Consider the following 26,980-nt stretch of genomic DNA (forward strand, 5'->3'; position numbering starts at 1 on the left):
GACGTATGGACAACCGAAGCGAGGTCCGCGAGTTCCTCACCAGCCGCCGCGCCAAGATCACCCCGCAGCAGGCGGGCCTGCCCGCCCACGGCAACCGCCGGGTCAAGGGGCTGCGCCGCGAGGAGGTCGCGCTGCTCGCCGGCGTGAGCGCCGAGTACTACGCCCGCATGGAGCGCGGCAGCCTCTCGGGCACCTCCGAGGCCGTCCTGGACTCCCTCGCCCGCGCCCTCCAGCTCGACGAGTCCGAGCGCGCCCACCTGATAGACCTGGCGCGCACCGCCGGCTCCACCCGGCGCCCCGTCCGCCGCCGCGCCACCCAGCCCGTCCGGCCCGCTCTGCAGCAGCTGCTCGACGCGATGACCGACGCGCCCGCCTTCATCCGCAACGGCCGCCTCGACATCCTCGCCACCAACTCCTTGGGCAAGGCGCTCTACTGGCCCGTGTTCCAGGACCCGGCGCGTCCGGTCAACCTCGCCCGCTTCCAGTTCCTCAACCCCGGTGCCGCCGACTACATGCCCGAGGTGCAGGATCAGCGCGCCACGGCCGCGGCCCTTCTGCGCACCGAAGCGGGCCGCGACCCCTACAACCGTGAACTGAGCGATCTGATCGGCGAGTTGTCCACCCAGAGCGAAGACTTCCGCACCCTGTGGGCAGCGCACAATGTGCGCCTGCACCACGCCGGTCTCAAGCGCTTCCACCACCCTGCCGTCGGCGACCTCACCCTCACCTTCGAAGCCTTTCCCATTCCCACGGACCCCGGCCTCACCCTCACCGCCCTGAGCGCCGAACCCGGCACCCCCGCCCAGGACGCCCTCACCCTCCTCGCCACCTGGTACGCCACCCTCGACCGTGACGAACTCGATACCCCCGCACCCAGCAGCCCCTCTCCCGTGCGTGGAACGCCGTAGCCTCGAATAAAGCGAGGTCGCGATGCTCGCCGGTGTGAGCGTCGAGTACTACACCCGGATGGAGCGCGGCAGCCTCGGCGGCGTATCGGACGCCGTTCTGGACTCGCTCGCCAAGGCGCTGCGACTCGACGACACGGAGCGGGCGCACCTGTACGACCTGGCCCCGCGCCGCGAGCACGGGACCTGCCCGTACCCGGCGAAGCGCCGCCGCTGTGCGTCCGGCGGTGCGGGCGGGGGTGGGGCGGATGCTGGAGGCCATGGCGACGCTGCCGGCGTTCGTGACGAACCACCGTTTCGACGTCCTGCTGGCGAACCCGCTCGGGCGGGCGCTGTACGCACCGGTGTACGAGGATGCGGCCTGTGGGAGCAACACGGCCCGGTTCTGCTTCCTCAGTCCCGCGGCCCGGCAGTTCTACGTCGACTGGGAGCAGATCGCCCAGACCGCCGTCGGCGCACTTCGGGTCGCCGCGGCCAAGGACCCGTACGACCGCGAACTGTCGAACCTGATCGGTGAGCTCTCCACGCGCAGCGACGCCTTCCGGGTGCTGTGGGGCCGCCCACGACGTGCGGATCTTCCGAGACGGGACGAAGCGCTTCCGCCATCCGACCGTGGGCCGGCTCGATCTCGACCACGAGACCATGTTCCTGGCCGCCGACGAGCAGATCGCCGTGGCCGTCTACAGCGCGGTGCCCGGCAGCACGGCCGAGGACGGTCTGAAGCTGCTGGCTTCCTGGGCCGCCACCGCAGCGGAACCGGCCTCCGCCGACACCGACGGCTGACCCCACGTCCCTCCACGCCGCCCAGCGCACCAGTACGCCAAGAAGGTGATCGCCGCACTCCTGCGGCCGTCCCCGAAGCAAGAGGTTGTTTCTTCCGCATGTCTCCTTCGAAAGACAAGTCCCGCGCGCTGCCGTTCGTCGTCCATCTCCTGGGCATCGGTGCGTTCCTGATGGGCACTACCGAGTTCATCATCGCCGGCATCCTGCCCGACCTGGCCGTCGACCTGGGCGTCGGCGTCGCCCAGGCAGGACTGCTGATCACCGCGTTCGCCATCGGCATGATCGTCGGCGCACCGGTCATGGGGCTGGCCCTGCCGCGAGTTCCCGCGCCCTGGGCATCATGATCAGCGGTTCTGCCCTGGCCACCGTGATCGGCGTGCCCGTGGGCACCTGGGCCGGGCAGACCGTCGGCTGGCGCGGCACGTTCTGGGCCCTGGCCGCCCTGGCCGCCGCCGCGGCCCTGCTGATCAGCCGGTTCGTGCCCGCCGACACGGAGCGGGCCACGGCCTGGTCTGCTCCGAGTTCACCGCGCTGCGCCAGGGCAGACTCTGGCTGTCGATGAGTGCCACCGCCCTGATCACAGGCGGCGCCATGGCCGCCTTCAGCTACATCACCCCGCTGCTCACCGACCGGACCGGCATCTCCGGCGACTCGGTACCGCTGGTACTGATCGGCTACGGCATCGGTGCCCTGGCCGGCACCAACCTCGGCGGGCGCCTGGGCGACCGCAAGCCGCTGGCCACCGTCACCGGCGCCGCGATCGGCGCCGCACTGATCCTCCTGCTGCTGATCCCGCTGTCCGCCCACGCCGTGCCGACCATCGTACTGGTGGTGCTGCTGGGCATGACCGGCATGGCCGTACCCCCGGTCGTCACCTCCCTGGCCGTGCGGTTCGCGGGCAACGCCCCGACCTTCGCCGCCGGACTGGCCGTCTCCTTCGGCTCCTGGATCGCGGGCAGCGCCCTGGATTCCTCCCTGGGCCTGACCGGACCGGCCCTCGTCGGCACTGTGATGGTCACCCTCGCCCTCGTGCCGCTGACCGCCCTCGGCGCGATCCGCGCCACCCGCACGACGGCACTCCCCACGCCCACCCCCACCGCGGCCAGGCCCGACGCGGACACCGCAGGCGAGGCCGAAGCCCAGCAACCGACTCGCTGAACCACCCCAGCAGGGCTCCCCGTGGCACCAGCCGCCCTGTCTACGCTCCCCAGGGTGGCCGCAGGGGGCGGCCAGCCGGCGATCACGGGTCCGCGATGTCGAGGGTGACCTTCGACAGGGGGCAGCTCACGCACGCCAGGACATAGCCGTCGGCTTGCTGCTGCGGCGTGAGGCAGTTCGGCTCGTTCTGCGTGACTTCTCCGCTGCGCAGTCGCACCATGCAGTCGCCGCAGTTCCCGACCGTGCAGGAGTACGGCATCGGCAGCCCCGCGGCGAGTCCCGCGTCAAGCAGTGTCTGGCCGGGCTCGACCACCACCGTGCCGACGGTGTGCCCGTCCTCCTCGACGGTCATCTCCCGCGGCACCGTCACCGCGGTCCCGGCGCCCGCTCCACTGGCGAAGCGCTCCTGGTGCAGCAGCTCGGCCGGGACTCCCAGCCCGGCCACGACGCCCTGGACGGCGTCCATCAGCGGTTCGGGACCGCAGGTGTAGTAGTGAGCGTCCTTGGCCGGGACCAGGCCGGTGATCCAGCGGCGTATGCCGTCCGCGTCGAGCCGCCCGTCGCGGCGGGTCAGGACGTGGGTGACCGAGAGCCGGTCGGGATGGTCCTTCGCCAGCCGGGTCAGCTCGTCGGCGAAGATGATCTCGTCCGTGCTGCGGCTGCTGTAGAGCAGCGCGATCCGGTCGCGGCCCGACCGGTCGGCGAGCCGGGTGCGGATCATGCTCATCATCGGTGTCACGCCGCTGCCCGCCGCGACGAGCACGATCTCGTCCGGGGGCTGTGGCTCAGCGTGGAAGGACCCCGACGGGCCGCGCACCGCGAGGCGGTCCCCGGCCCGGAGGCTCCGGTGTACGTGGGTGGAGAACCGGCCGCCGTCGATGTGCTTGACGGTGACCTCCAGCCGGGACGCCCCGGGCGCCGACGAGGCCGAATAGGCCCGTCGTACCGGGCGTCCGTCGATGTCGGCGACCAGGGTGAAGAACTGGCCGGGCCGGAAGTCGAACGATCCCGGGTTCCGGCCGGCGTCCTCAAGCACGAGGGTGACCGCGGTCGGCGTCTCTCTGCGCACCTCGGTGACGCGCACCTCCCGCAGCGGGTTCCCCGTCCCTGCGTCCTTCGTCCCGCCGTCGTCGGCAGGCCGTCGGCGCAGGAAGCCACGGCGCCGCCCTTCCTTGCTGGGCTCGACGTCCTCGTAGCCCTCCTTCCGCAGCCCTGAGCGGTAGGTACGGTTCGTCGCCAGCCGTAGCAGTCGGGTCACCCCCGGGATCGCCCCGATGAGCTTCAGCAGGAAGGCAGGTGGACCGTTCTCGGCGTTGGCCGAACCGACGGCGAGGTGTTCTCCCGCGAGCGCTATCAGATCCGGCGCCGTGCTCCGGTCGAGGTGTGTGCCGGGGGTCCACAGCCGTGCGCGGGCCACGGCGTCGTTGCCGGTCACCTCGGCGTGCTCGACGTCGATGAGCAGCGCCAGGTGCGGGGGCATCCCGCGCAGCGCCATCGTCTCCAGCAGCGTGGGATCGTCGGTGATCGCGCCGCGACCGCGGACATGCAGCACACCGCTGCGGCCCGGTACGAGCGCGGCGAACGAGAGCCTGTCGTCCTGCAGCAGGTTGTGGAGCGTGTCGGCGCGTTTGTTGCCCTTCCGGTCCGGGATGGCGAGCGTGCGGCCGTCGAGGATCCGCGCCGCCGTCTGCCGGTCCCCGCGGGGACTCGTGTCGCTCCCGCCGGACGAGTCCCACGTGGACAACGCGAGGAACGGTGCTGCGGCCAGGAACTCGACGACGCCGGGCCGGCACAGGGGGCCGTCCCCCGCGATCTCGGTGGCCGGCTCGGCCGGGGCGGGCGGCTGCCACAGGCGGGACCGGAGGACGGCCTGGGCGCAGTGCACGTACGCCTCCTCGATGGCGACGGTCGTCTCCGCGCCCTTCCGCGAGGCCACCGAGCCGTTGACGCGCAGGATCTCCCCGACGCCCGGCAGGAGGAAGAAGAGCGAGACCGGACCGTGCGGGTCGCCGGCCTCGGGCAGGGAGAACGAGATCCGTGTGGGCGAGTGGACGTGTGCGAACCCCGGTACGCCTCCGATGAAGGTCGTTCTGCTGGTGCCGTCCGCGTCCCGGTAGCCGAGGGCCGCGATCGGGCACAGGGCGAGGACGGTCCGGCAGCCCTCGTCGAGGGCACTGATCTGCTTGAGCATGACCGCCGACGCCGGGCGGCCGACAGTGGCCTCGACCTCGTCCACCGTCGTCAGCCGACCCAGGGTGCTCAACTGGTTTTCTTGCTGCACAAGGATTCCTTTCAGCCGGGGGTCGACCGGCCCAGGCGCCAGTAGCCGAAGAACGAGATGTCTCGCTTGGGCACACCACGGTCGTTGACCAGATGCCGCCGCAACGTCGTGGCCAGCCGAGACTCGCCCGCGACCCATGTGTAGAAGCGGCCGGACGGCAGCGACGCGCGGCGCACCGCGTCCAGCGCCAAGGTGCCGGGCCGCAGATCTTCGTCGTCGCGGCTGAACCAGTGGATGCGGGCGCCGGCGGGCGCCTCGACGGACCGGATGTCGGCCGCGGCCGCCACTTCCAGGTAGACCTCCGTGGCCAATGAGGGCGGTGTTCCGTCGAGGATCGACAGGATGGCGGGCAGTGCGGTCTCGTCGCCGACCAGCAGCTGCCCCTCCGCGTGCTCCGGCAGCCGGTACATGGTGCCGATGTCGAAGATCCCCGCCGGGTCGCCCGGCTCGGCCCGGCGCACCCAGGACGACATGGGCGAGTCACCGTGCACGGCGAACTCGATGTCGATCTCGTCGTCCGCGGGCCGCGCGCGCCGGATCGTCAGGTTGCGGACCCACGGGCGCACCGACTTCGGCAGCAGCATCAGCTGGGCGATCCATGCCTCGTTCGAGACGGTCGGCATCCGCAACGCGGTCTGTCCCTCGCGTGGGAAGAACAGGCGAACCGCTTGGTCGTTGCCGGCGACGACCAGGTCCCGTACGGCCGGGCCGCCCAGGGTGACGCTCGCGAAGCCCGGTGTGAGGAACTCACGGCGGCGCACCTCCAACGTGATCATCGTGCGTGACTCAGGCAGGTACACCTTGGGGATCACAGCCTGCCCCCCACATCCGGCACGGCCTTGTTCTTGCAGGTCATGGCACTATTGTGAGTAATAGCTCAGCTCTTTGGCTACTCGCTTTTCGTGCCTTGAGGAGGCTCCCGGATGCCGTCGGCCGACCGCCGTCTTCAGCCACGTCGCAAGCCCCGCCAGGTGCGCCCGGAACTCGCTCACGACCGCGCCCTCACCGCGGCTGCTCACGTTTTCGCCGAGCACGGCTACGCCGCGGCACCACCAACCGCATCGCCGAGGTGTGCGACCTCCTCGCCCGCCACCCCGACGTCCACGTACAAGACCTCGACACCGCGGCCGAGTTGATCGTGTTCACCGTGGAGACGAACACGCACAAGCTCATGACCTACCCGCGGACCACCCCGGTCGAGACGTTCGAGAACGAACTGGCGCCCATGGCCACTCGCCATCTGCGCGGCCGCTACTCACGGACCCCGCCCTGCGGGTCTTCCCCGGTCAGGTCATGACCTGCGTCCTCGACCCGCCCGCGCCGCCTGCCGGCTGAGTACTGGCGAACGCAGCAGTCGCCGCACCCCCGACATCGACGACCCCAGCTCGCCCGACTCCAGCAGGTCATCGCCAACCACCAGTGCCCCGGTCATGAGCACGAACCGCACAGCCGACGGCAAGCCGGACCAGCCCGAGCCGGTCGTTGGTCACAACGTTGACACTTTCCTATATGGGCATATGATGACGCCATGGCACGAGCGGCGACGACCTCGGATGCGTTCAACGCGATCGCCGAACCGCAGCGGCGGAAGATCCTGGTGCTGCTGCGGGGCGGCGAGCGGCCCGTGACCGAACTGGCGCGGGACCTGGGGATGACCCTGCCGCAGGCGTCCAAGCACCTGCGGGTGCTCCGCGAGGTCGGGCTCGTGCGGGTCCGCGGGGCGGGCAAGCAGCGGCTGTACGGCCTGGACGCCAGCGGGCTGCGGCCGGTCCACGAGTGGGTGGGCGGCTTCGAACGGTTCTGGAGCGAGACCTTCGACCGGCTGGACGAGTACGTGCGCGATCTGAAACAGGCAAGGCAGGAGGAACCACCGGATGACGACGACCAGTAGCGGCGGCGAGCCCGACCGCACGACCACGGACCGCGAGATCGTGATCTCCCGGGCCATCGGTGCCCCACGGGAGCTGGTGTTCGAGGCGTTCACGCAGGTCCGGCACTTGTCTCGGTGGTGGGGACCGGAAGGGTTCACCACCACGACGCGGTCCTTCGAGTTCCGCGCGGGCGGGGAGTGGGCCTTCGTGATGCACGGACCGGACGGGACCGACTACCAGGAGTGGATCACCTGGACCGAGATCGTCCCGCCGGAGCGGATCGCGCTGGTGCACGGCGAGTCCCGCGACGACCCCAACGCCTTCGAGTCGGTCCTGACCTTCGAGCCGGCCGGCGAGGAGACCCGGATCGTGATGCGCACGGTGTTCCCCACCAAGGAACTGCGCGACGAGGCGGTGGAGAAATACCACGCGATCGAGGGCGGCGAGCAGACGCTGCGCAACCTGGCGGTCTACGTCGCCGAAATCACCTGCAACGAGACCACACCGAAGGGAGCGGATGGCTGATGGCCGGGAAGGTGTTCTTCAGCGTGACGATGTCGCTCGACGGCTTCATCGCGCCGGAGCCCGTGCCCGTCGAGGACGTCTTCTCGCCCGGAGGTCAGAACGACCCGAGGGTCCAGCGCTGGATGACGAAGTGGTCGGAACTGCAGGCGTGGGCGTTCCCGCAGCGGTGGTTCAGGGAGAATCTCAAGCTCGGCGAGGGCGGCGAGGAAGGACTCGACAACGACATCGCACGGGCGACGTACGAGCGCACCGGTGTGAGCGTCATGGGCAAGCACATGTTCGACGCCGGCGAGCGGGCATGGCCGGAGGAGGCGCCGTTCCACACCCCGGTGTTCGTCGTCACCCACACCAGGCGTGACCCGTGGGAGCGGCCGGGCGGCACCACCTTCCACTTCGTCAACGACGGCATCTCCAGCGCACTGGACCAGGCCCGCGAGGCCGCCGGCGACCGCGACGTCCGCATCGCCGGCGGTGCCGAGACGATCCAGGAGTACCTCGACAGCGGCCTGATCGACGAGTTCTCGATCACCCTCGCGCCCGTGCTGTTCGGCACCGGCATCCGCCTGTTCGACCGCTTGGACCCTGCCCGCCTCGCCCTCGACCAGACCCGCACGGACGCATCATCCCGGGTGACCCACCTGACCTACACCGTCAGGAAGCCCACCCGAGGCGGCTGATCTTCTGTCGTGCTGGTCGGGTTACAGGTCGTCGGGGAGAAGGCGGAATGCTTTGTGCCCGGTCAAGGGCCGGATCATGCGGAAGTGCCGGTCGGTGGTGAACAGAACCTCGGTTCGGTAAGCGGCGGCCAGGGCAACGTTCATAGCGTCGGTCAGTCCGACGCCTTTCCCCTGGTCGGCATCGGCGTAGCCTTCGGCGACTGCGATCGCCGTGCTCAGGTGCGCGGCAAGGGGCGGGATCTCGAAGCGGCGCATGGCCGTATTCCGCTCAATGAACCGTGCTGCGGTGAGGGCTTTGCGGGCTCCGCCCCGTGTCGCGATCAGGTAGTCCAGTTCGGCCAGGACCATGGGGGAGATGACGAGGTGGCTGACCGCGGCGAGAGCTTCCTTGTGCGTGCCATGGCCGGTGAGCTTCGGATCGAGGAGGCGGTAGAGGGCGTTGGTGTCGGCAATCGCGATCACGGTCAGGCGCCCATTCCCCTGAGCGACTCCTCGATCTCGTCGTCCGTGAGGTCGGGAAGACCAAGGTCGGGAAGGTCGATCGCCCCCATGGGGTCCGTGGGGTGCGGGGGGATGTCTTCGTCGTCGATCGGCACCACCCGGGCCACCGCGACGCCGTTCTTGGTGACGGTGACGGTCTCCCCGCGCGCTGCTGCAGCAAGGATCTGCGAGGACTTCTGGTTGAACTCTCGAGCCGTGGCTTCCATGTAGTACATGTTACTACAGCATGCTGGGCGAGGAAACCGGCGAGGGCACCGCTGCTCCGCCCGGGGCGCGCGCCACACAGCGGTCCGGGCGTTCACCGGTGTTCGAACGGCACGTAGTCGAGGTCGTAGCCGAAGTAGCGCGGGCCGACCAGGGACAGTCCCCGCTCGGTGCGCCAGCGCGGGTCGGACGGCGCGACCAGCACGGAGGCCCGCATGCCGTAACCGAGGTTCTCCGTGGTGATCGGTGCCCCGCCGTCCGACTCGACCACACAGATGAGGTCCGGCACCGTGGCCACGATCCGCCCGTCGTACCGAGCGACGAGATTCTCGTTCTGGAATTCGATCTCGAAGCGCTCCGCCGGATCGCCCGCGCCGGCCAGGACCGCACGCCCGCGGACAAAGCCGCCGACAGTACGTCGTTCCACACCGGTGACCTTCCCCCTGAAGACGACCCTGCCGTCCAGTTCGGCGGCGATCACGGCCGGGACGTCACGGTGATCGCTTCGACTGCGCCGGTGCAGACGGCCGAGCCGGTGCGCCCAGGACAGCGTGCCGGGAATGTACGCCGCACGCGCGTCGGCCCCCGCCATCGGATACATCGCGTAGCTAGCCGTACAGCCCATCGACACCGCCACCGCGCGCGCGATGTGCTCGGCCCAGTCGTTCTGCGGCGAACGCAGCACCAGCGTGTTGCCCTTCTCGTCCGCCAGGCCCAGCGGTGTGGCCGAGATACCGAGCAGGCCAGGCGTGAGCATCTGCAGCTCCGGGAAGGCACGACCCATCCCGTCGGCGTCGACCAGCGGAAGCCCCAGCCGGGCGGCGGCCACGATCGGCACCATCGAGTTCCCTCCGCCGATCTCGGTGCACACGATGTGGGTGACCGGGTGCGGCAGGGCGGCGTCCAGCGCCTTCACCGCGTCGGTGACCTCCTCGGCACCCTGGATCTTCTCCAGCCCGATCGTCGGGGCCCCGATGACGCCCACGGCCACGACGACGGCGTCGTCGGGCAGTTCGCCAAGCGGTGTGATCCGTACCGGACCGTGCTGGGCGAGGGCCACATCGGCCAGGAGCCGGCCGACGTACGGGTCACCGCCGCCTCCGGTGCCCAGGATCGCCGCCCCGGTCGCGATGTCCTTCAGGTCCTCGCGCGTCACACTCGACAGGGTGCTCGTCCCCGTGTCCGTTCCCGGTGCCGTCATCGCTTCTCTCCAGCCCGGCGCTCGTCCGCGGGTGCGAGGCCGGTGACGTCGAGGTCTCCGACCGCCTTGGCACGCACCCGCACCGAGTCACCGGGCAGATAGGAAATGGGGATCTCGTCCAGCATCACGACCTCCACCGAGCCGGGCCGCGCGCCGGCCGCCACGGCCCGTTCCACGGCCTCGTTCCTCGCGGACTCGAGCACGTCCTCCCGGCTGCGCCCGCCGACGTTGTAGATCCGGTCCACCTCGCCGCCGATCTGCGCGATCGCCGCGCCCAGCGCGTTGGCCACCCCCGCGTTCGGCGGCCGGACCACGGTGTCGAAGCCGGGCAGTTCCGATCCGACCAGAATGGCCCCGCCTCCCACGAGCACCGCCGGCGTCGGCTGCAGCGAGGTGCGCATCAGGTCGGCCACCTGACCGATGCGCACGGCCATGTGGTCCATGGCAGCCCGTACGAAAGCCGGGCTCAGGTCCTTGACCAGGGAACGGTCGCCGACGTCGGCGGCCCGTGCAGCCACCGCCACATCGGTGGCGGTGAGCGTGTCTCCGCCGAACACCCGGGCCCGCGAGGTCAGTTCGAAACCGACGCTCGCCGGCCCGATGGCGGTGGGGTCGTCCGCGTCGACGACGGAGCCGCCCCCGATGCCCAGTGCGATGACGTCGGGCATCCGGAAGTTCGTCCGTACGCCGCCGATGTCCACCTCGCTGCCCGCCTGGCGCGGGAAGGAGTTGATCAGCATGCCGATGTCCGAGGTCGTCCCACCGATGTCCACGACCACGCAGTCCCGCAGCCCGGACAGGACGGCCGCGCCCCGCATCGAGTTGGTAGGACCCGAGGCGAACGTGGCGACTGGATAGTTGCGTGCGTACATCACGTCCATCAACGTTCCGTCGTTCTGCGACAGGTAGACCGGAGCGGTGATGCCGGTCACGGCCAGGGCGTCCGTCAGGGCGGCGGTGACCTGCTCGGCCACGGCCAGCAGGGAGGCGTTGACGATGGTGGCGTTCTCCCGCTCGATCAGGCCGATCCGCCCGATGCGGTGCGACAGGGAGAACCGCGCGCCGGGCAGTTGCTCGCGCAGGATCTCCTCGGCCTGGAGCTCCATCTCGTGGGAGACCGGCGAGAAGACCGAACTGATCGCGACCGCCTCCACGCCGTCGGCGGCGAGCCGCTCACCGATGGCACGCAGTTCGTCCGGCCGCACCCGGGAGATCGGGCGGCCGTCGTACTCGGTGCCCCCGTGCGCCATGTACGCATGGTTGCCCAGTGCCCTGCTCAGGTCCTCCGGCCAGTCCACCATGGGCGGCACACCCGTCGAGGACGGCAGGCACAGCCGTACGATCCCGGTGGGCACCAACTGACGCCGTGAGACGACCGCGTTGGTGAACTGCGTGGTGCCGATCATCACCGCGTCGACCAGCCCGGGACCCGCCCCCGCCTGGGCGAGGATCGACCGCAGTGCGGAGACGACTCCACCGGTGACGTCCTTGCTGGTCGGCTGCTTGACACTGCCGACCAGCCGGTCGCCGTCGAGCAGAACCGCGTCGGTATTCGTCCCGCCGACGTCGATGCCGATTCTCATGAGCCCTCAACCCCGCGTCGTGGCGAACGGATAGCCCACCACCGGCTTGAGTTCGGGATCCGGATGCGAGCGCTTGGAGTGGCTCAGCCCGACCCGCACCAGGGCCTGGGCAACACCGACCGCCAACGGCACCGGGTCGATCACGGGGACGCCCTCCACCCCGGCGCCCGCCAGCAGCCGCTCCATCCGCCGTGTCATACCGATCATCCCGGTGCAGCCCAGGACGAGGACGTGCGCGCCGTCCTCGCGGACCGCGGCCGCGCCCGTCTCGGCGAGCCGCCGCGCCACGAGTTCCTCCTGCTCCCCGTCCAACGCGAGCACCGGGATGTCCACCGAACGCACCGAGGCCAGCGACGACTCGAGGCCGTAGGTGCGCGCGGCGATGCGGAACCGGGACACCAGCCTCGGCAGCACGGCCAGCACCGTGAAGGAGTCACCGATCAGCGAGGCCATGTGCATCGCGGTGTGGCCTGCCCCGAGGACGGGGATGCCGACGGCTTCCCGCAGGGCGTCGAGACCGGGGTCGCCCATGCAGTCGACGACCACCGCCGAGGCGCCCTCGGCCTCGCTCTGCCGGGCGAGCGCGATGAGTGCGGGCACGGCCAGCGACTCGTCCAGCGCGCCCTCGATGGAGGCGGGCCCGGTGGTGACCTGACGGAGTCTCACCCGTGCGCCCTGCACCGGTACGGTCTCCACCGAGCCGAGGCCCTGGGACACGATCGGGCGCAGTACGTCGATGACCGGCTCGTGTGCCGTCGTCATGCTGCTCGTTCTCCTTCGGCCAGGAACAGCTCGATCACCGGGACAGCCACGTCGGGGCAGCGTTCCGGGAGTTGCAGGGTCAGCGTGCCCGGTGCCTCTCCGGCGGGGACGAGGATGTTGGCCTCCTGCCCCGGGGCGAGTACCTCATAGCGGATCTCGGAGGCGTCGTGCAGGAACTGGGCGTAGGTCACCTTGCCGGCCAGGCCCTGCAAGTGCAGGTGTCTGAAGGGCCAGGCGAACACATGGACGTAGAGCCGGTTGTCCACCTGGGTGTAGCGGCAGTCGGGCGGCGCCTGGTGCACGCTGGCTCCCGCGCCGTCGATCGAGCGGCGGTGCAGCGCCATCCACTGCCCGACCTCGTGCAGGGTCCGGGTCGCCGTCGGGTCCAGTCGCCCGCGGCCGTCGGGCCCCACGTTGAGCAGGAGACTGCCGTCCTTGGAGACCGTGTCGATGAGCATGCGCACGAGAAGGTCGGGGGACTTGTCGTTGGTGTTGTCGCGGTCGTAGCCCCAACTCCCGTTGATCGTCTGGCAGGCGATCCACGGCACTGGCTCGCCGCCCAGGGTCATGGGCCGCGAGGGCTGGTACTGCTCGGGGGTGACGAAGTCGCCGGTGAAGTCGAGCCGGTCGTTGAGGACCATGTCGGGCTGGAGCTCGCGCACCGTCCGGTACAGCTCCTTGGAGCCCCAGTCCTCGGCTCCCTTCCCGCCCCACACGGGGCCCTCGTCGGTGGGGTAGCCGTCCGGATAGGAGAAGTCGAGGAAGCCGATCTCCAGGGGGCCGAACCGGGACAGGACTTCGCGGATCTGTCCGTGCAGGAAGCGGCGGTAGCGCTCCGGGTCGCGTCGGGCGTTGTGTGCGATCGCCTCGGCGTCGCCGCGCCGGGGGTGGAACCCGTCGACGGCGAAATCCGGGTGGTGCCAGTCCAGTAGCGAGAAGTACAGGCCGACGCCGAGCCCCTCGGCACGGAAGGCGTCGGCGTACGGCCCGACTATGTCCTTCCCGTAGGGCGTGTGCGCGACCGTGTAGTCGGTGAGTTCGCTCGGCCACAGGCAGAAGCCGTCGTGATGCTTGGTCGTCAGCACGGCGTAGCTCATCCCCGCGGCCTTGGCCGCCCGCGCCCACGCCGCCGGGTCGTACAGGTCCGGGTCGAACCGGCGGACGTACCGGTCGTACTGCTCATCGGTCATCCGCTCGTGGTTCTTCACCCACTCGTGCCGCGCGGCCAGGGAGTACAGCCCCCAGTGGATGAACATCCCCAGCCGGTTGCGGCGAGCCCACGCGAGCGTCGCCTCGCGGCGCGCCGGCTCAAGCTCACTCATGTGTCAGTCCTTCTTTCCTCGGGGTGCCTTGTACGGTCGTGCCGGCGTCGGCGGCGAGAGCCGTGCCGACGCCGTTGCGGACGTCGGCGGCCGGCATCCGGTCAGCGGTTGCCCAGTCCGCCCAGGGCGACTCCTGCGACGAGTTGACGCCGCAGCACGATCAGCAGCAGGACGGCGGGCAGGACCGAGAGCGTCGCGGCGGCCATCATCAGGTGCCACTGGTTGCCGTTCTGGCCCATGAACATCTGCAGACCGAGCGGGACCGTCGCCTTGTCCAGCGAGTTCACGATGATCAGTGGCCACAGGAAACTGTTCCAGTACGACAGGAAGGTGAAGACGAACAGCACCGCGATCGCCGGCCTGGCCATCGGGACGACGATCCGCCACAGCGTTCTGAACCGGCCCAGGCCGTCCAGATACGCGGCCTCCTCGATCTCGTAGGGCAGGTTCAGGAAGAACTGCCGCAGCAGGAAGGTCCCGAACGCGGTGAACGCCCACGGCAGGATCAGGGCCAGGTAGCTGTTGTCGAGTTCCGCCGTGCGCATCATGGTGAACATCGGGATCACCACGACCTCCTGCGGCACCATGAGGGTGGAGAGCAGCAGGACGAACAGCAGGTTCCTGCCCCGGAACCGGAGCCGGGCGAAGGCGTAGGCCGCGCACACCGACACCAGCACGGCGAGCGTGGCGCCGAGTGCGGCGACGATCACCGAGTTGAGCAGGAGCCTGCCGAAGGGCAGGTAGTCGAGCATCTCGGAGTAGTTGCCCCATTCGACGCTGGAGCCGACGAGCCGGGGCGGGTTGGCGAAGATCTCGCTGCTGGGTTTGAGCGAGCTGGTGACCATCCAGATGAACGGGAACAGATAGGCGAGCAGCACCAGGGTCAACGCCGTCTGCGACACGACCGCGCCCCATCGCCGGGAGCGGGTACGCCGCTCCCCCGGCGCACTACTTGTCGCCGTCATAGTGCACCCACCGTTTCTGCAGCGTGAATTGGACGGCGGTGACGACCAGGATGCCCGCGAAGACGATCCAGGCCACCGCCGAGGCCAGCCCCATGTCGTACTCCTTGAACCCGGTGTGGAACAGGTAGGTGACCAGCGTCTCTGTCGCGTTGCCCGGCCCGCCGCCGGTCAGGATGAACGGCTCGGAGAAGATCTGGAACGCGCCGATCAGCGTCATCACCAGGGCGAAGAAGATGCTCGGCGAGATCAGCGGAACGACCATCGTCCGCAGCCGCCGCCAGCCGGTGGCCCCGTCCAGCGTCGCCGCCTCCAGCACGTCGGCCGGCATCGCGTCCAGGGCGGCGCTGAAGATCAGGGTGTTGTAACCGACTCCCTGCCACAGGGTCATCAGGACGACCACGGCCATCGCCCAGTTCCCCTCCCCCAGGAAGTTCGGCGCCTGTCCGGGCAGGACCGTCTCCCACAACTGCTGTGCCAGGCCGTCGGGCTGGAACATCAGCTGCCAGACGAGCGCGTTGGCCACGACCGGTGTCACCGCGGGGATGAAGAACAGCACCCGGTACCAGTTGCGGCCCCGGATCCGGCCGCTGATCCAGATGCTCAGCGTCAGGGAGCACACGATGTTCAGCGGCACGTAGACCAGCACGATCAGCAGGGTGTTGCGGACCACCTGCCGGAAGGAGTCGCTGTCGAACAGATCGCTGTAGTTCCGCAGCCCCACGAACGCCCGCTGCCCGAACACCGGCCAGTCGTAGAAGCTCATCACCAGCGAGTAGACGACCGGGAACACCGTGAAGACCCCGAAACCGATCACCAGCGGGCTGAGGAAGCCGGCCGCCGAGCGGCCGTCCGCCCGTGACCGGCGGGGCGCCCGGCGCCCTCGGGAACTCACCACGGTGGCCCGGCTGTCCGCACGCCCGGCCGGATGATCGTGAGTGCGCCCCTCCGGCTGGGCGGACGCACTCCCGATCTCTGTCATTCCGCGGCGTCCTTCTGCACGGTGCTGGTGAAGTCCTCGACCGAGCCGGTGCCGTTGAACGCCTCGACACCGTACTTGGAGAAGCCGTTCACCACGGTGGTCCACTCGCTCGTGGTCCGCTGGGCCTGGGTGTGCTCCGCCGCGTACTGGAGGGCCGTCTTGGAGGCTGCGTCGACGTTGCTGAACCAGTACGTCTGCTCGACCGTACGTGCGGGGAACGCGCGGCCGGCCTTGGCGAGTTGCTCGGCCGCGTCCGCGCCGGTGATCACCGACAGGGCCTTGGCGGCGGCGTCCTGGTTCTTGCACGACTGCGTGATGCCGAAGCCGGAGCCTTCGGTCACCGAGCTCTGGCCGCCGTCGCCGCCGGGGACCGGAGCGATGCCGACGGTGAACTTCGCGGTCTCGTTGGCGTTGATGAGGTTCCACGGGCCGTCGATGGTGGTCATCGCGTTCCCGGCGAGGAACTGGTCGAGCGCGGAACTGCTGGACGCGGCCGACAGCTTCGGCGCGTAGCCCGCCTTCACCCACGAGGCCAGCGTCTTCAGGGCGCCGCGGTACGAGGCATTGGTCAGGTCGAGGTCACCGGACTCGCCGGTGGCCTGCACACCGCCGAGGTTGAGCGTCCAGGGCAGGGTGTAGTCGGCGTTGGCGTCGAAGACGGTGCCGTACTTGCCGCCCGTCGACAGCTTCGCGATGATCTCCTCGTATTCCTTGGCCGTCCAGCCGTTCTCCGGCGCGTCTATCCCCGCCTTCTTGAACGCGTCGGCGTTGTAGTACATGACCAGCGGTCCGAAGTCGTACGGGATCACCTTCTGCACGCCGTCGACCTGCATCGCCTTCAGGATCGACTCGTTGAAGTCCGAGGCTTCGATCGCGTTGTCGCCCATGGCATCGTCGAGCGGCGCCAACAGCTCGTTGACGCCGGGCAGTCTCAGGCTCTGGATGCCGACGACACAGGGCGCGGAGCTGCTCCCGGCGTCCGCTACGAGCTTGGTCCAGTAGTTCGACCAGTCGGCGGTCTCGAAACCGACCTCGATGTCGGGGTACTTGTCCGTCACCAGGCTCGCGATCGACTTCCACGATGCGACTTCGGCCTGCGAGCTGGTCCACATGAACATCGTGATCTTCTGCTTCCCACTGCCGGACGTGTCACTGTCCGACGAGCACCCGCTCAGGCCGAGCGTCATCGCGGCCGCGGTCGCGACGACGGCCGCAAGCTTCGGCTTGTGCTTCGTTCCTGTCGTCATGATCCCTCGCTTCTGAAGGTGTCGAGTCGTCCGGTCCCGCTGACGGATGGCGGTCAAGTTAGACCTGCCTTTTCGGCACCTCGTGCACATTGCACAGCAGAGGGGGGATCTACTATGCACACATGTCAGCCCTCTGCGGCCGGCCCTGATGGGCCGCCCTTCCGCCCTCGTGCCGCCCGAGAGCGTGCGAGCGCTGGCCGTCGGTGCCGCGTTCCTCGGCTCGGGCGGCGGGGGCCGCGCCGAGGAGAACGTCGCGCAGGTCGCCCGCGCCCTCGCGGAACGGCCGGTCGCCCTGGTGGGCGTGGAGGAACTGGACGCGACGGCGGCACTCTGCGCCGTCGCCCAGATCGGCGCCCCACTGATCGGGACCGAGAGACTCGGGGGTGACGAACTGCCGACGAGCGTCGCCGGACTCGAGGGCGCCCTGGGCCGCCGGATCACTGCGCTGGTCTGCCTGGAGATCGGGGGGCAGAACGCCCTGGTCGCGCTCTCGGCCGCGGCCCGGCTGGCAGTGCCGCTGGTCGACGGCGACGCGATGGGCCGCGCCTTCCCCGGCATCCACCAGACCACGCTCACTCTGGGCGGCATGGCCGCGGTGCCCATGGTGTGCGCGTCCCCGGCCGGTTATACGATCACACTCAACGGGGCGCTCCCCAACGACCAGGCCGAAACCGTCGTCCGTCAGGCCCTGCCCGCGCTCGGCGGACGAGCAGCGACGGCGCTGTACCCGGCGGCCGCAGAACACTACCGGCACCACCTGGTCAGGGGCTCGTTCACCCGCTGCATCGCCTTGGGCACCGCCCTGCTCACCTGGCTGGCCCGGCCCGAGCCATCGAGCCCGCCCGACCCGGCGCTGCGGGACCTCGGCGTGGAACTGGTCCACACCGGCACGATCGCCGCCGTCGACCGCGGGTTGCACGGCGCGACCGTCGTCGCTCGCGGATTCGGCGCCGCGCCGGGCGGAAGCGTCGTGCGCATCGACGCGACCACCGAGTTCCGCAGGGTCCTGGTCGACGGTCGGGTCGTCGCCGACCTGCCCGACATCATCGCCGTCTGCGACACGCGCCACGGGCGGGTACTGACCTTCGACGAGGTCCAGCCGGGCCTGTCGGTGGCGGTCCTGCGGATGCCCGCACCACCGGCCTGGTACACCCCCGCTGGACGCGTGCTGGCAGCGATGGGCGACCACCGCCGCGACCGGCCGGCCCGGGAGTGAAGCACCAGCCCGCCAACCCCCTCCCGTCCCGCAGTGACCAACCGTTCCAGGAGAGACCGACCGTGCCCGACGTCCCCGCTCCGCGCGACGGCTCGCGCGCGCCGCAGGTCCAGACCGTGACCGTCGCGGACATCCTGTCGCTGATCGGGGCCGAGGACGTCACCCTGCTCAGCGATTCCCGGCCCGACACACCCGCGGAGCGCGTCGTCCTGCTCTCCACGGAGACCGTGCAGCGGCACGCCCGCGGGCTCGACTCCGAGGAGGCAGGCGTGCCGGACCTGCGAGCCGCGGTCGTGGTGTTCGAGACCGACCTCCTGCCCGGACGCGCCGAGCCCGACTACCTCGCCGACATCGCCGTACGGCTGTGCGCCGACCAGCACGCGGCGCTGCTCGTCCTGCTCGGCGCCACCGGTCTCGCGGCCTCGACCCGGGCCCTGGCGGAACGCTACGCCCTGCCCGTGGCCTCCGTCGTGGGCTCCCGGCGCAGCGGCGTCATCGCCCGGATCGAGATCATCGTCACCCAGCCCCTGCTGCGCCACCACCAGGCCGTCTGGGCGCTGACCTCTCGGCTCACCGCCCAGGTGGAGGACCTCGCCCAGATCCTGCAGAGCATCGCCGACGTCACCGGCGGTATCGCCGCGGTCCAGTCGGGTTCCCGGCTCGTCCAGGCGGCCCTGCCCATGCCGGCCGAGCCGGGCTCGCCCATGCTCTACAGGCCGCTGCCGGTCCGGCGCTCCATCAGCCCGTACACCTCCATCGAGAACGGCCGCAGCACGGCCGTCACACCCGTACCACTGCCGGAGAGCCTGTCCGACCAGCATCTCCTCCTGGTCGTCCAGCACCGCGGCGGCGGCCCACTGTGGCGCGGGATCGCCCTGGACGTGCTGGCCGCGGCACGCAGCGTGGTGTCCGCGTGGGCCATCAACGACCTGCTCACCAGCGACCGGTTGCGGTTCCGGTGGTCGACGATGCTGCAACAGGTGATCGACTCCCCCATCGGACTGCCGCACGCCCTGCTGGCCGACGCCGACGAGCACGGCTGGGCGCTGGAGAGCTGGCACCTGGCGATCCACCTGCACTGCCAGGAGACGGGCCAACTGCCCAGCGCCGAGCTGACGGAGCTGGATCTGCTGCTGCGCGAGGCCGAGATCCCGTGCACGTCGCTGATACCCCGTCCACGGGGTGCCGCCTGCTGGGTCAGCGCCCCCGAACTCGCACTTCTGCCCGCCCCGCAGCAGTTGGCCGCCCAGGTGAACGAGGCCCTGGAGTTCTATCAGGCATCCAACGACAGCGTGCAGGTGACTGCGGGCATCGGCGCCCCGCACTCCGGCGCGCAGGGACTCGGCCCGTCCCTGGAGGAGGCGCGCCGCGCCGCCCTGCTACCGCAGAACGACAGCGCCCTGCCGCACGTACGGCTCGGCGAGCGTCAGGCGGTCGACCGGATTCTCGCCCTCTGGGAGGCCGATCCCCTGCTGCGCAGAGAAGCCGGGAACCTGCTCGCCCCGTTGGACGGTGCGCCGGTGCTCCTGGCGACCCTCGCGGCATACCTCGAGTCCGGCAGCTCACGCAACGCGACCGCGCGGGTCCTCGCCATTCATCGCAACACCGTCCACCACCGCCTGGAACGGATCGAACGCCTCCTCAACGCGAACCTCACGGACCACACCACCCAGATGGCACTGTCCGTGGCACTGCACCTCGCCGACCCCGCGTTCCCAACTCCCTCGGACGGCATGTGAGGTTGAACGGGAGCACCACGCGCTGGGCGCCGCGATGTTCGCCAACGGGGTTGCACCGGGGCCGCGTTCTCCGCCTCCAGCGGGGTGGGCGGCTCGGCGGGTTAGAGACGGAGCGTCGTCATACCCCCGTCCATGCGCAGGATCGTCCCTGTGGCGGCCGCTGTTGCCGGTGATGCGAGATATACGATGGATATGGCGACTTCGTCCGCGGTCACGAGTCTGCCGAGAGGCTGTCGGTCCCGTAGTGCCTGGGCCGCGGTGGCGGGGTTGTCGGCGTTGTCGAGAAGCCGTGCGACCCAGGGGGTGTCTGCTGTGCCCGGGGCGACTGCGTTGACCCGGATGCCTTCGGCGGCATGGTCGGCGGCCATGGCCAGTGTCAGGGCGAGGACACCGCCCTTGGAGGCGCTGTAGAGGGCCCGCTGCCGCACGCCGACGAAGGCCACGGCAGAGCAGAGGTTGACGATCGCGGGATGGTCGGAGTCGCGCAGATGAGGCAGTGCCGCCCGGGACACACGCGCGGCGCCGATGAGGTTCACGTCGAGGACATGCGCCCATTCCGCGTCGTCGTTCTGGCTGACATCACCGACGGAACCGATACCGGCGTTGTTCACGACGATGTCGAGGCTTCCGAAGGTCCCTACCGTTGTCCGGACGGCGTCGAGGACTGAGGCGTCGTCCGTGACGTCGCAGGACAGTGTGAGGATGCCGTCCGCAGCGGGTTGTGGCTGCCGGTCCAGGACTGCGACATGCGCACCCCGGGCCTGGAGCAGTGCGGCTGTGGCTGCGCCGATTCCGCTGCTTCCCCCCGTGATGATCGCGGTAAGGCCTGTGAAGTCGTCCACGGCTGTCTCCTCAACTGATTCGGGGGTCGATCTGGATCTTGGGGCCGTTGGTGCGACGGTCGGTGAATGTGCCTGCCAGTACCTGGCTGACCGATTCGAGGCCGGTGGTCGCGGCGACCAGCGGACTCGGGTCGATGAGTCCGGTGGCGTATGCGGTGATGGTGTCGGCAAGACCGGGTGACGCCGAGAGGATTCCGACTGCTGTGACGTCCTTGAGGGCGAGGGTGCGGGTGTCGATGGTGCTGGGCTCTCCCGCCAGGCCCACGTAGACGACCCTGCCGGCGGGTTCGACGAGGTCGAGTGCTCGGGCGGGCATACGCGTGCCGTTGGAGGCGTCCACAACGGCGTCGAACGGGAGGTCGGGAAGGGTGTCCTGTGTCCAGGTGTCGGTGAAACCGAGAGTCCGGGGGAAGTCGAGTGAGGCCGGCTGGCGGCCGAGGAGGTGGACCTCGGCGCCGGCTGCGCGCAGGAACATCGCCGTGAGGAGCCCGATGGTTCCCGGACCGATGACCAGGACCCGGTCTCCGGGCCCGGTGGCACGGGCGGCTCGGAACGCGTTGCCGCCAGGTTCGACGAGGGCGCCCAGAGTCGCGTCGACCTCGTCCGGCAGCCGGTGCAGGAACCTCACCGGGACGGCCATCTGCTCGGCCAGCGCGCCGTCCCGTCCGCCGCGGATGCCGATCTCCTGGCGGTTCTCACACACATGCTGGTGGCCGCGGCGGCAGCGGCGGCAGGTGCCGTCACCGAGCATGGTGTCGCCGGTGACCCGCTGTCCGATCCATTCCGTCGGGGTTCCGGGGCCGGTAGCCGTGACGACCCCGCACCATTCGTGGCCGAGGCGCATCGGGTACCGGGCGTGCCCTTGATGGAGGTAGGCCATGTCGCCGGTGTAGAACTCCACGTCGGTGCCGCACACACCCACACGTTCGACGGCGATGACGGCCTCGCCCGGCCCGGCGACGGGTACAGGGACTTCCCGTACCGCGCCCTCGCGGGGCCCGGTCAGGACGTAGGCCCGCATCATGCAGGCGGTCATCGGGCCTCGATGACGCGTTGCCGCTGGCTGCCCAGGCCGTCGATGCCCAAGTGCATGGTGTCTCCGGGCCTCAGCCACGCCTGGGGGGTGAGGCCCATGCCGACGCCGGGCGGGGTTCCGGTGTTGATGAGGTCGCCGGGTTCCATGACCAGGAACTGGCTCAGGTGGTGGACGATGGTGCAGGGATCGAAGATCATCGTTGCGGTGGAACCGGTCTGGCGGCGTTCGCCGTTGACGTCCAGCCACATTCCCAGATCGAGGACGTCATCGATCTCGTCGGGTGTGACGAGCCAGGGCCCGCAGGGGTTGAAGGTCTCGGCGGACTTGCCCTTGACCCATTGACCGCCGCGTTCCATCTGGAAGGCCCGTTCGCTGACATCGTTGACCAGTACGTAGCCGGCGATCGCGGCGCGAGCTTCGTCAACGCTGTCGAGGTAGCTGGTCCGCCGGCCGATGACGATACCCAGCTCCACTTCCCAGTCCAGCTTGGTAGCCGCCCTCGGCAGACGGACATCGTCGTCGGGCCCGACCAGGGTGTTGGGTGCTTTGTTGAACAGGATCGGCTCGTTGGGAACTTCCTGTCCGGTCTCGGCGGCGTGGTCGCTGTAGTTCAGCCCGATGCAGAGGATCTGATGTGGCCTGGCAATGGGAGCACCAATCCGTTGGTTGGCGTATGTCCCCAGCCGCCCGGAGTCGATCCGCTCTTCCACGATGGGCCTGATCCTGTCAAGTCCGCCGCCGGCGAAGAACGCCTCGTCGAAGTCCACTACGACATCGCTCAGGTCGACATATGTCTGGGGATCGAGGTAGGCGGCGGGCAGTTCGGCGCCCGGGACACCTATGCGCATCAGTTTCATGCAGCCTCCTGGAAGGGTGCGGGGTCGAGGGTCACGATGCCGGTCATGCGCGCTCCGTCGCCGACGAGGCCAGCACGTCCCGGATGGCATCGACGGAGGCGATCAGGGCACCGATCGGCTTGCGGTAGGTCAGGGCACTGATGCTGACCGCGCCGGTGGGCTCGGACGGGGACTTCAGGAACACTGGAACGGCGAGGCAGTTGACGCCGACCTCGTTCTCCTGGTCGTCGATTCCGAAGCCCTGGCAGCGCGTCTGCTCCAGTGCTTGGTGCAGTTCCTCCGCGGTGCACATGGTCTGCGGAGTTCGTCGTTGCAGAGCAGCGCCGCCGACCCACGCCTCGACGGCCTCGCGTGTGAGCAGGCGGCGCGAGAGTAAAACCTTGCCGATCGCGGTGCAGTGGGCCGGGTTGCGCCCTCCGATCACCGAGGTCATCCGTACCGCACCGCCGTGCGGATCGACCTTGGCGCGATAGACGACCTCTCTGCCGTCGAGCACGGCGTAGTGCGCGGTCTCCTGGAACTTCTCGGCGAGCTGTTTCAGTGCCGACTGCAGACGCACATGCTCCGGGCGGGCGTCGTAGTGGGCGAACGCCATGCGCAGCAGCTCGTCTCCCAAGACGTAGTGTCCGCGGGCGTCCCGGTCCGCCAGTCCCGACCTGCACAGGGATGTCAGGGCTCGGTGGATCGTCGGCTTGGGACTGTTCATGGCGCGCGTCATCTCCACCAGGCTGACGCCGTCGGGGTAGCGGGCCAGCTCCTTGAGCACCGCGAGCACCCGGTCTGAGCCGACCAGTTTCCCGGCCTCCGAATCGGAGCCGACTGCTGTGTTCATGCTGTCGGGTGGTGTCGAACCGTCAGCCATAACACTCCATACTTTCGAACGTAATTCCAGTAATTGGAATTTATCGACAAGCCCCTGAGGTGGCAGAACCCTTTGATACCAGCGAAAACTGCACCTAGCAAGGGTGTTGTCATGACATGGAAGCCGGTGCTAGCTTCCTCGGAAAGTTCCACGAAATAGATCATCATTCCATTAATTGGAATGCCTGATCGTGAGCGATGAGGCCGGTGAAGAGCCGTGGGATTGCGCAGTGGGCAGTGGTACGGCGGGGACGACCGCAACGCCTACATCCACCGGGCGTGGATGCGTCGCGGTGGCCCCGAGGACGCGTTCGAGCGCCCCCAGATCGCGATCGCCAACACCGCCTCGGACTTCACGCCCTGCAACTCCCATCTGTGGGAGGCGGCTCGGTCCGTCAAGAACGGTGTGCACGAGCGCGGCGGGACGCCACTGGAACTGCCTGTGGTCTCCCTGGGAGAGACTCAGATGCGCCCCACGGCGATGCTGTGGCGCAACATGGCGGCGATGGCCACCGAGGAGATGCTGCGGGCCAATCCCATCGATGCGGCGGTCCTGCTCGGAGGCTGCGACAAGACCATTCCGTCACTGCTCATGGCCGCCGCCTCCGTGGACCTGCCCGCCCTGGTGGTTCCCGGCGGCCCCATGCTCACGGGCACCTTCCGCGGCCGGCCCCTGGGATGCGGCACCGACGTCTGGCGCCTGTCGGAGGAGGTCCGGGGCGGGACGCTCTCAGCGGAGGACTTCACACGCTCCGAGGCCTCGATGATCCGCAGTCGCGGGCACTGCAACACCATGGGCACCGCATCGACCATGGCCTTGGTCGCGGAAGCTCTCGGGGTCGTCATTCCCGGTGTCGCCGGCACACCGGCCCCGGACAGCAGGCTGCTCCAGTCCGCACACGAGGCCGGGCGGCTCGCCGTCGACATGATCGCTGCCGACCGCCGCCCCAGCACCATTCTCACCAAGGCCTCGTTCCACAATGCCATCGTCGCCCTGGCCGCCATCGGCGGATCGACCAACGCCGTGGTCCATCTGCTCGCCATCGCGGGCCGGCTCGGCATCGACCTGACCCTGGACGACTTCGACCGCATCGGTTCCCGGGTCCCGGTCCTGGTCGACCTCCAGCCCGCCGGGCGCTTCCTCATGGAGGATCTCCACCGCGCCGGAGGACTGCTCGCGGTACTCAACGAGGTACGGGACCTCCTCGCCCCCGACGCGGTGACCGTCACCGGGAAACCCCTGGTCGACTATGTCACCGGAAACACCGTCTGGGACCAGGAGGTTATCCGTCCCCGCGCGGAGCCGCTGGTCGCCGAGGGAGGCATCGCCGTCCTGCGCGGCAACCTGGCCCCCGACGGAGCGCTCATCAAACCGGCTGCGGCTTCACCCCACCTGCTGCGGCACCGCGGACGAGCCGTCGTCTTCGACTCGATCGAGGACTTTCACGCCCGTGTCGACGATCCGGACCTCGACATCGATGCCGACTCCGTGATGGTCCTGCGCGGCTGCGGCCCCAAGGGATACCCCGGCATGCCCGAGGTGTCGAACATGCCCCTGCCGCGCAAGCTGCTCGAACAAGGCGTCCGCGACGTGGTACGTGTCTGCGACGGACGGATGAGCGGCACGGCATACGGAACCGTCGTCCTGCACGTTGCCCCCGAAGCCGCCGCAGGCGGGCCGCTCGCCCTGGTGCGCGACGGGGACCCGATCGTCCTGGACGTCCCCGCACGGCTCATCGCCATCGACATCCCCGCCGAAGTCCTGGCCGCGCGCACCGCGAACCAGGCCAGCCTCGATGCCTACGCCAGCCCCACCCGCGGCTGGGAACGGCTCTATGTGGACCACGTCCAGCAGGCCGACACTGGCGCCGACCTGGACTTTCTCAACGGATCGAGTGGTTCAGCCGTCACCCGTGAGTCTCACTGACCGCCTTCGGCCCTTCCCCGCCCGCACTGTTTCCAAAGGAGCAAACACCGTGGCACTCCACCGTACCCGCACACGTAGCCGGCTCATGGCCTGCTCGGTGATCGCCACCGGAGCCCTCGTCCTGTCCGCTTGCGCCGGTGGTACCGGTTCTTCCGGCAACGGCGCCTCGGCGACCGGTTCGGCCATGACCGACAAGGAGGTCAGAGCCGCAGGCGACGTGACCCTGAACCTCACCGACTATCTGTCGGGAAGTCAGCTCGACTCGCTGAAGAAGAACATCGCCCAGTTCGAGGCCGAGTACCCCAACATCAAGATCAACGCCACCCAGAAGGATTTCGCCAGCTACGGCAAGACCATCGCCCTGACGATGTCGTCCGACACCGCGCCGGACATCGCCCAGGCGAACTCCGCGATGGCCCCGCGCCTGGTGTCCGGCAACCTCGTGCGCCCGATGGACGCCTACTACAACGACTACAAGTGGGGCTCGGCCTACCCCTCCGGCATCAGCGCCGGCCTCAAACTCTCCCCGAACGGCAAGACCTTCGGCGAAGGCAAGCACTACGGGATGGCCATCGGCGGCAACATGGTCGCCCTCTACTACAACAAGAAGCTGCTCAGCTCCTACGGCCTGAAGGCCCCCACCTCCTTCGAGGACTTCGTCGACGCCATGGCGACCGTCAAGGAGAAGGGCGCACAGGCGCTCGCCCTCGGCGGGCTGGAGCAGTACTCGCTCAGCTGGACGGCCAACACCGTCATCGACCACTTCGCCTCCGCCGACTCCCTCAACAACTGGGCCCTGGGCAAGAAGGGGTCCTCCATCGACAGCAACTCCGTGCAGCAGGGACTCCAGACACTGCGCGACTGGGTCGAGAAGGGATACATCTCCTCCAGCGTCAACGGGACCAAGGACGACGACGCCTCCGCTGCCTTCGCCGACGGCAAGGCAGCCTTCATGATCGCCGGATCCTGGAGGGGACCGCAGTTCGAGAAGGCACTCGGTGCGGACGCCGGCACCATGCTGCTGCCCGACAAGAACGGCGGGCAGAGCACCGCCAACGGCTGGTTCTCGGAAGCCTGGACCATCTCCTCCAAGTCCAAGCACGCCGACCTCGCGGCCTTCCTGCTCAACTACCTCTACGGTCCGAAGAGTTCCGAGAACAACATCGCCGGAGGCTGGCTGCCCTTCGCCACCGGTACCACCGTCTCCGGCAAGCTCTCGCAGGAACTGCTGGACGCCTGGTACACCGCGACCAAGTCCAACGGCCTGACCGCCTACCTGGACAACTCCACTCCCTCCATGGGCAACACCTACTTCCCCGGTCTCCAGGCGGTGCTCGCCGGAAAGCAGCAGCCCTCACAACTCACCAAGTCGATGCAGAGCAACTGGACCTCGTACCACACGGGGAGCTGAGCACCATCGCCACCGACTCGCTTGAGAGCACGCCCGCGCAGGGGCCGCCGAAAAGGCGTGCGGCCCGCGGGGACGCGCCTCCGGGAGAACCCCGCCGCGTCGCCTACCTGTACCTGGCGCCCGGCCT

At 69.3% G+C, this 26,980-nt stretch carries 27 protein-coding genes and 2 pseudogenes; 14 read left to right on the forward strand and 15 right to left on the reverse strand.

Annotated elements, in window-relative coordinates:
* The first annotated feature begins 5 nt into the window (after positions 1-5).
* The 6 genes and pseudogenes from CTZ28_RS22530 to CTZ28_RS48495 all read left to right on the forward strand — a co-directional run bounded on the left by CTZ28_RS22530 (position 6) and on the right by CTZ28_RS48495 (position 2,846).
* Positions 6-908 carry a helix-turn-helix transcriptional regulator gene (locus CTZ28_RS22530; protein ID WP_121891473.1) on the forward strand — a complete coding sequence of 301 codons (903 nt, stop codon included), beginning with the start codon at positions 6-8 and terminating at the stop codon, positions 906-908.
* 257 nt (positions 909-1,165) lie between these two features.
* Positions 1,166-1,399 (forward strand): annotated as a pseudogene (locus tag CTZ28_RS49320) (MmyB family transcriptional regulator); the annotation flags it as partial.
* Between the two features lie 73 nt (positions 1,400-1,472).
* On the forward strand, positions 1,473-1,688 hold the full coding sequence (locus CTZ28_RS49325; RefSeq protein WP_310887618.1) for an MmyB family transcriptional regulator: 216 nt from the start codon (positions 1,473-1,475) through the stop codon (positions 1,686-1,688).
* A gap of 98 nt (positions 1,689-1,786) precedes the next feature.
* Complete coding sequence (locus CTZ28_RS48485; RefSeq protein ID WP_259471740.1) at positions 1,787-2,032, forward strand: MFS transporter; 246 nt, start codon at positions 1,787-1,789, stop codon at positions 2,030-2,032.
* Entirely contained in the window at positions 2,029-2,250 is a 222-nt protein-coding gene (locus tag CTZ28_RS48490; RefSeq protein ID WP_259471741.1) for a hypothetical protein, read from the forward strand. The genes CTZ28_RS48485 and CTZ28_RS48490 overlap by 4 nt, the downstream gene beginning before the upstream one ends.
* On the forward strand, positions 2,247-2,846 hold the full coding sequence (locus tag CTZ28_RS48495) for an MFS transporter (protein WP_259471742.1): 600 nt from the start codon (positions 2,247-2,249) through the stop codon (positions 2,844-2,846). Before CTZ28_RS48490 ends, CTZ28_RS48495 begins: the two co-directional genes overlap by 4 nt.
* Positions 2,847-2,928: 82 nt before the next feature.
* On the opposite strand, the gene CTZ28_RS22545 is transcribed toward CTZ28_RS48495, so the two are convergent.
* A complete protein-coding gene (locus CTZ28_RS22545) occupies positions 2,929-5,109 on the reverse strand; it encodes a 2Fe-2S iron-sulfur cluster-binding protein (protein WP_259471743.1) in 2,181 nt (726 codons plus the stop codon).
* Between the two features lie 29 nt (positions 5,110-5,138).
* Complete coding sequence (locus CTZ28_RS22550) at positions 5,139-5,903, reverse strand: siderophore-interacting protein (protein WP_183154524.1); 765 nt, start codon at positions 5,901-5,903, stop codon at positions 5,139-5,141.
* 147 nt (positions 5,904-6,050) lie between these two features.
* Between CTZ28_RS22550 and CTZ28_RS22555 the strand changes: the two are divergent.
* From CTZ28_RS22555 to CTZ28_RS22570, 4 genes and pseudogenes are all read left to right on the forward strand, one after another.
* Positions 6,051-6,424: pseudogene (locus tag CTZ28_RS22555) on the forward strand (hypothetical protein).
* 231 nt (positions 6,425-6,655) lie between these two features.
* Positions 6,656-7,018, forward strand: coding sequence for an ArsR/SmtB family transcription factor (locus CTZ28_RS22560; RefSeq protein WP_121891475.1), 363 nt, complete (start codon positions 6,656-6,658; stop codon positions 7,016-7,018).
* Positions 7,002-7,523 (forward strand): SRPBCC family protein, encoded by a 522-nt coding sequence (locus CTZ28_RS22565; RefSeq protein WP_121891476.1) that lies wholly within the window; start codon positions 7,002-7,004, stop codon positions 7,521-7,523. The genes CTZ28_RS22560 and CTZ28_RS22565 overlap by 17 nt, the downstream gene beginning before the upstream one ends.
* Positions 7,523-8,200, forward strand: coding sequence for a dihydrofolate reductase family protein (locus tag CTZ28_RS22570; protein ID WP_121891477.1), 678 nt, complete (start codon positions 7,523-7,525; stop codon positions 8,198-8,200). The genes CTZ28_RS22565 and CTZ28_RS22570 overlap by 1 nt, the downstream gene beginning before the upstream one ends.
* A 21-nt stretch (positions 8,201-8,221) precedes the next feature.
* On the opposite strand, the gene CTZ28_RS22575 is transcribed toward CTZ28_RS22570, so the two are convergent.
* The 9 genes from CTZ28_RS22575 to CTZ28_RS22615 form a co-directional block, all read right to left on the reverse strand.
* Positions 8,222-8,668 carry a PIN domain-containing protein gene (locus CTZ28_RS22575; RefSeq protein ID WP_121891478.1) on the reverse strand — a complete coding sequence of 149 codons (447 nt, stop codon included), beginning with the start codon at positions 8,666-8,668 and terminating at the stop codon, positions 8,222-8,224.
* Positions 8,665-8,907, reverse strand: coding sequence for a type II toxin-antitoxin system Phd/YefM family antitoxin (locus tag CTZ28_RS22580; protein WP_121891520.1), 243 nt, complete (start codon positions 8,905-8,907; stop codon positions 8,665-8,667). Before CTZ28_RS22580 ends, CTZ28_RS22575 begins: the two co-directional genes overlap by 4 nt.
* Positions 8,908-8,999: 92 nt before the next feature.
* Positions 9,000-10,106: a DUF917 domain-containing protein gene (locus CTZ28_RS22585; protein WP_121891479.1), complete on the reverse strand. Its 1,107-nt coding sequence runs from the start codon at positions 10,104-10,106 to the stop codon at positions 9,000-9,002.
* Positions 10,103-11,689: a hydantoinase/oxoprolinase N-terminal domain-containing protein gene (locus tag CTZ28_RS22590; protein ID WP_121891480.1), complete on the reverse strand. Its 1,587-nt coding sequence runs from the start codon at positions 11,687-11,689 to the stop codon at positions 10,103-10,105. The genes CTZ28_RS22585 and CTZ28_RS22590 overlap by 4 nt, the downstream gene beginning before the upstream one ends.
* 6 nt (positions 11,690-11,695) lie before the next feature.
* A complete protein-coding gene (locus tag CTZ28_RS22595; protein WP_121891481.1) occupies positions 11,696-12,451 on the reverse strand; it encodes an aspartate/glutamate racemase family protein in 756 nt (251 codons plus the stop codon).
* Positions 12,448-13,773 carry an alpha-L-fucosidase gene (locus tag CTZ28_RS22600; protein WP_121891482.1) on the reverse strand — a complete coding sequence of 442 codons (1,326 nt, stop codon included), beginning with the start codon at positions 13,771-13,773 and terminating at the stop codon, positions 12,448-12,450. The genes CTZ28_RS22595 and CTZ28_RS22600 overlap by 4 nt, the downstream gene beginning before the upstream one ends.
* A 101-nt stretch (positions 13,774-13,874) precedes the next feature.
* Positions 13,875-14,738: a carbohydrate ABC transporter permease gene (locus CTZ28_RS22605; RefSeq protein ID WP_121891483.1), complete on the reverse strand. Its 864-nt coding sequence runs from the start codon at positions 14,736-14,738 to the stop codon at positions 13,875-13,877.
* Complete coding sequence (locus tag CTZ28_RS22610) at positions 14,722-15,717, reverse strand: carbohydrate ABC transporter permease (protein ID WP_121891484.1); 996 nt, start codon at positions 15,715-15,717, stop codon at positions 14,722-14,724. Before CTZ28_RS22610 ends, CTZ28_RS22605 begins: the two co-directional genes overlap by 17 nt.
* Positions 15,714-16,964 (reverse strand): ABC transporter substrate-binding protein, encoded by a 1,251-nt coding sequence (locus CTZ28_RS22615; protein ID WP_183154525.1) that lies wholly within the window; start codon positions 16,962-16,964, stop codon positions 15,714-15,716. The genes CTZ28_RS22610 and CTZ28_RS22615 overlap by 4 nt, the downstream gene beginning before the upstream one ends.
* A gap of 148 nt (positions 16,965-17,112) precedes the next feature.
* Here CTZ28_RS22615 and CTZ28_RS22620 point away from each other — a divergent pair, with 148 nt between their 5' ends.
* Positions 17,113-18,180, forward strand: a complete 1,068-nt coding sequence (locus CTZ28_RS22620; RefSeq protein ID WP_183154526.1) for a DUF917 domain-containing protein — start codon at positions 17,113-17,115, stop codon at positions 18,178-18,180.
* Between the two features lie 62 nt (positions 18,181-18,242).
* Positions 18,243-19,919, forward strand: a complete 1,677-nt coding sequence (locus CTZ28_RS22625) for a PucR family transcriptional regulator (RefSeq protein ID WP_121891487.1) — start codon at positions 18,243-18,245, stop codon at positions 19,917-19,919.
* A gap of 101 nt (positions 19,920-20,020) precedes the next feature.
* On the opposite strand, the gene CTZ28_RS22630 is transcribed toward CTZ28_RS22625, so the two are convergent.
* From CTZ28_RS22630 to CTZ28_RS22645, 4 genes are read right to left on the reverse strand one after another with little or no spacing between them, the layout of a single operon-like run.
* Positions 20,021-20,761 carry an SDR family NAD(P)-dependent oxidoreductase gene (locus tag CTZ28_RS22630; protein WP_121891488.1) on the reverse strand — a complete coding sequence of 247 codons (741 nt, stop codon included), beginning with the start codon at positions 20,759-20,761 and terminating at the stop codon, positions 20,021-20,023.
* Between the two features lie 10 nt (positions 20,762-20,771).
* A complete protein-coding gene (locus tag CTZ28_RS22635; RefSeq protein WP_121891489.1) occupies positions 20,772-21,797 on the reverse strand; it encodes a zinc-dependent alcohol dehydrogenase in 1,026 nt (341 codons plus the stop codon).
* Positions 21,794-22,654 carry a fumarylacetoacetate hydrolase family protein gene (locus CTZ28_RS22640; protein WP_121891490.1) on the reverse strand — a complete coding sequence of 287 codons (861 nt, stop codon included), beginning with the start codon at positions 22,652-22,654 and terminating at the stop codon, positions 21,794-21,796. Before CTZ28_RS22640 ends, CTZ28_RS22635 begins: the two co-directional genes overlap by 4 nt.
* 43 nt (positions 22,655-22,697) lie before the next feature.
* On the reverse strand, positions 22,698-23,486 hold the full coding sequence (locus CTZ28_RS22645) for an IclR family transcriptional regulator (RefSeq protein WP_259471745.1): 789 nt from the start codon (positions 23,484-23,486) through the stop codon (positions 22,698-22,700).
* A gap of 246 nt (positions 23,487-23,732) precedes the next feature.
* Here CTZ28_RS22645 and CTZ28_RS22650 point away from each other — a divergent pair, with 246 nt between their 5' ends.
* Together CTZ28_RS22650 and CTZ28_RS22655 are read left to right on the forward strand one after the other, a co-directional pair.
* Positions 23,733-25,442, forward strand: a complete 1,710-nt coding sequence (locus tag CTZ28_RS22650; RefSeq protein ID WP_121891492.1) for a dihydroxy-acid dehydratase — start codon at positions 23,733-23,735, stop codon at positions 25,440-25,442.
* A gap of 49 nt (positions 25,443-25,491) precedes the next feature.
* A complete protein-coding gene (locus CTZ28_RS22655) occupies positions 25,492-26,853 on the forward strand; it encodes an ABC transporter substrate-binding protein (protein WP_183154527.1) in 1,362 nt (453 codons plus the stop codon).
* Positions 26,854-26,980: the final 127 nt, after the last annotated feature.

This window comes from Streptomyces shenzhenensis (genome assembly GCF_003688995.1).
Lineage (GTDB): Bacteria > Actinomycetota > Actinomycetes > Streptomycetales > Streptomycetaceae > Streptomyces > Streptomyces shenzhenensis_A.

Excerpts from the sequence above, each read along its gene's own strand:
- CTZ28_RS22530 (WP_121891473.1), top strand. The coding sequence starts at position 6 with ATGGACAACCGAAGCGAGGTCCGCGAGTTCCTCACCAGCCGCCGCGCC.
- CTZ28_RS48485 (WP_259471740.1), top strand. The coding sequence starts at position 1,787 with ATGTCTCCTTCGAAAGACAAGTCCCGCGCGCTGCCGTTCGTCGTCCAT.
- CTZ28_RS48490 (WP_259471741.1), top strand. The coding sequence starts at position 2,029 with ATGATCAGCGGTTCTGCCCTGGCCACCGTGATCGGCGTGCCCGTGGGC.
- CTZ28_RS48495 (WP_259471742.1), top strand. The coding sequence starts at position 2,247 with ATGAGTGCCACCGCCCTGATCACAGGCGGCGCCATGGCCGCCTTCAGC.
- CTZ28_RS22550 (WP_183154524.1), bottom strand. The coding sequence starts at position 5,903 with ATGATCACGTTGGAGGTGCGCCGCCGTGAGTTCCTCACACCGGGCTTC.
- CTZ28_RS22560 (WP_121891475.1), top strand. The coding sequence starts at position 6,656 with ATGGCACGAGCGGCGACGACCTCGGATGCGTTCAACGCGATCGCCGAA.
- CTZ28_RS22565 (WP_121891476.1), top strand. The coding sequence starts at position 7,002 with ATGACGACGACCAGTAGCGGCGGCGAGCCCGACCGCACGACCACGGAC.
- CTZ28_RS22570 (WP_121891477.1), top strand. The coding sequence starts at position 7,523 with ATGGCCGGGAAGGTGTTCTTCAGCGTGACGATGTCGCTCGACGGCTTC.
- CTZ28_RS22580 (WP_121891520.1), bottom strand. The coding sequence starts at position 8,907 with ATGGAAGCCACGGCTCGAGAGTTCAACCAGAAGTCCTCGCAGATCCTT.
- CTZ28_RS22585 (WP_121891479.1), bottom strand. The coding sequence starts at position 10,106 with ATGACGGCACCGGGAACGGACACGGGGACGAGCACCCTGTCGAGTGTG.
- CTZ28_RS22590 (WP_121891480.1), bottom strand. The coding sequence starts at position 11,689 with ATGAGAATCGGCATCGACGTCGGCGGGACGAATACCGACGCGGTTCTG.
- CTZ28_RS22595 (WP_121891481.1), bottom strand. The coding sequence starts at position 12,451 with ATGACGACGGCACACGAGCCGGTCATCGACGTACTGCGCCCGATCGTG.
- CTZ28_RS22600 (WP_121891482.1), bottom strand. The coding sequence starts at position 13,773 with ATGAGTGAGCTTGAGCCGGCGCGCCGCGAGGCGACGCTCGCGTGGGCT.
- CTZ28_RS22605 (WP_121891483.1), bottom strand. The coding sequence starts at position 14,738 with ATGACGGCGACAAGTAGTGCGCCGGGGGAGCGGCGTACCCGCTCCCGG.
- CTZ28_RS22610 (WP_121891484.1), bottom strand. The coding sequence starts at position 15,717 with ATGACAGAGATCGGGAGTGCGTCCGCCCAGCCGGAGGGGCGCACTCAC.
- CTZ28_RS22615 (WP_183154525.1), bottom strand. The coding sequence starts at position 16,964 with ATGACGACAGGAACGAAGCACAAGCCGAAGCTTGCGGCCGTCGTCGCG.
- CTZ28_RS22620 (WP_183154526.1), top strand. The coding sequence starts at position 17,113 with ATGGGCCGCCCTTCCGCCCTCGTGCCGCCCGAGAGCGTGCGAGCGCTG.
- CTZ28_RS22635 (WP_121891489.1), bottom strand. The coding sequence starts at position 21,797 with ATGACCGCCTGCATGATGCGGGCCTACGTCCTGACCGGGCCCCGCGAG.
- CTZ28_RS22640 (WP_121891490.1), bottom strand. The coding sequence starts at position 22,654 with ATGAAACTGATGCGCATAGGTGTCCCGGGCGCCGAACTGCCCGCCGCC.
- CTZ28_RS22645 (WP_259471745.1), bottom strand. The coding sequence starts at position 23,486 with ATGAACACAGCAGTCGGCTCCGATTCGGAGGCCGGGAAACTGGTCGGC.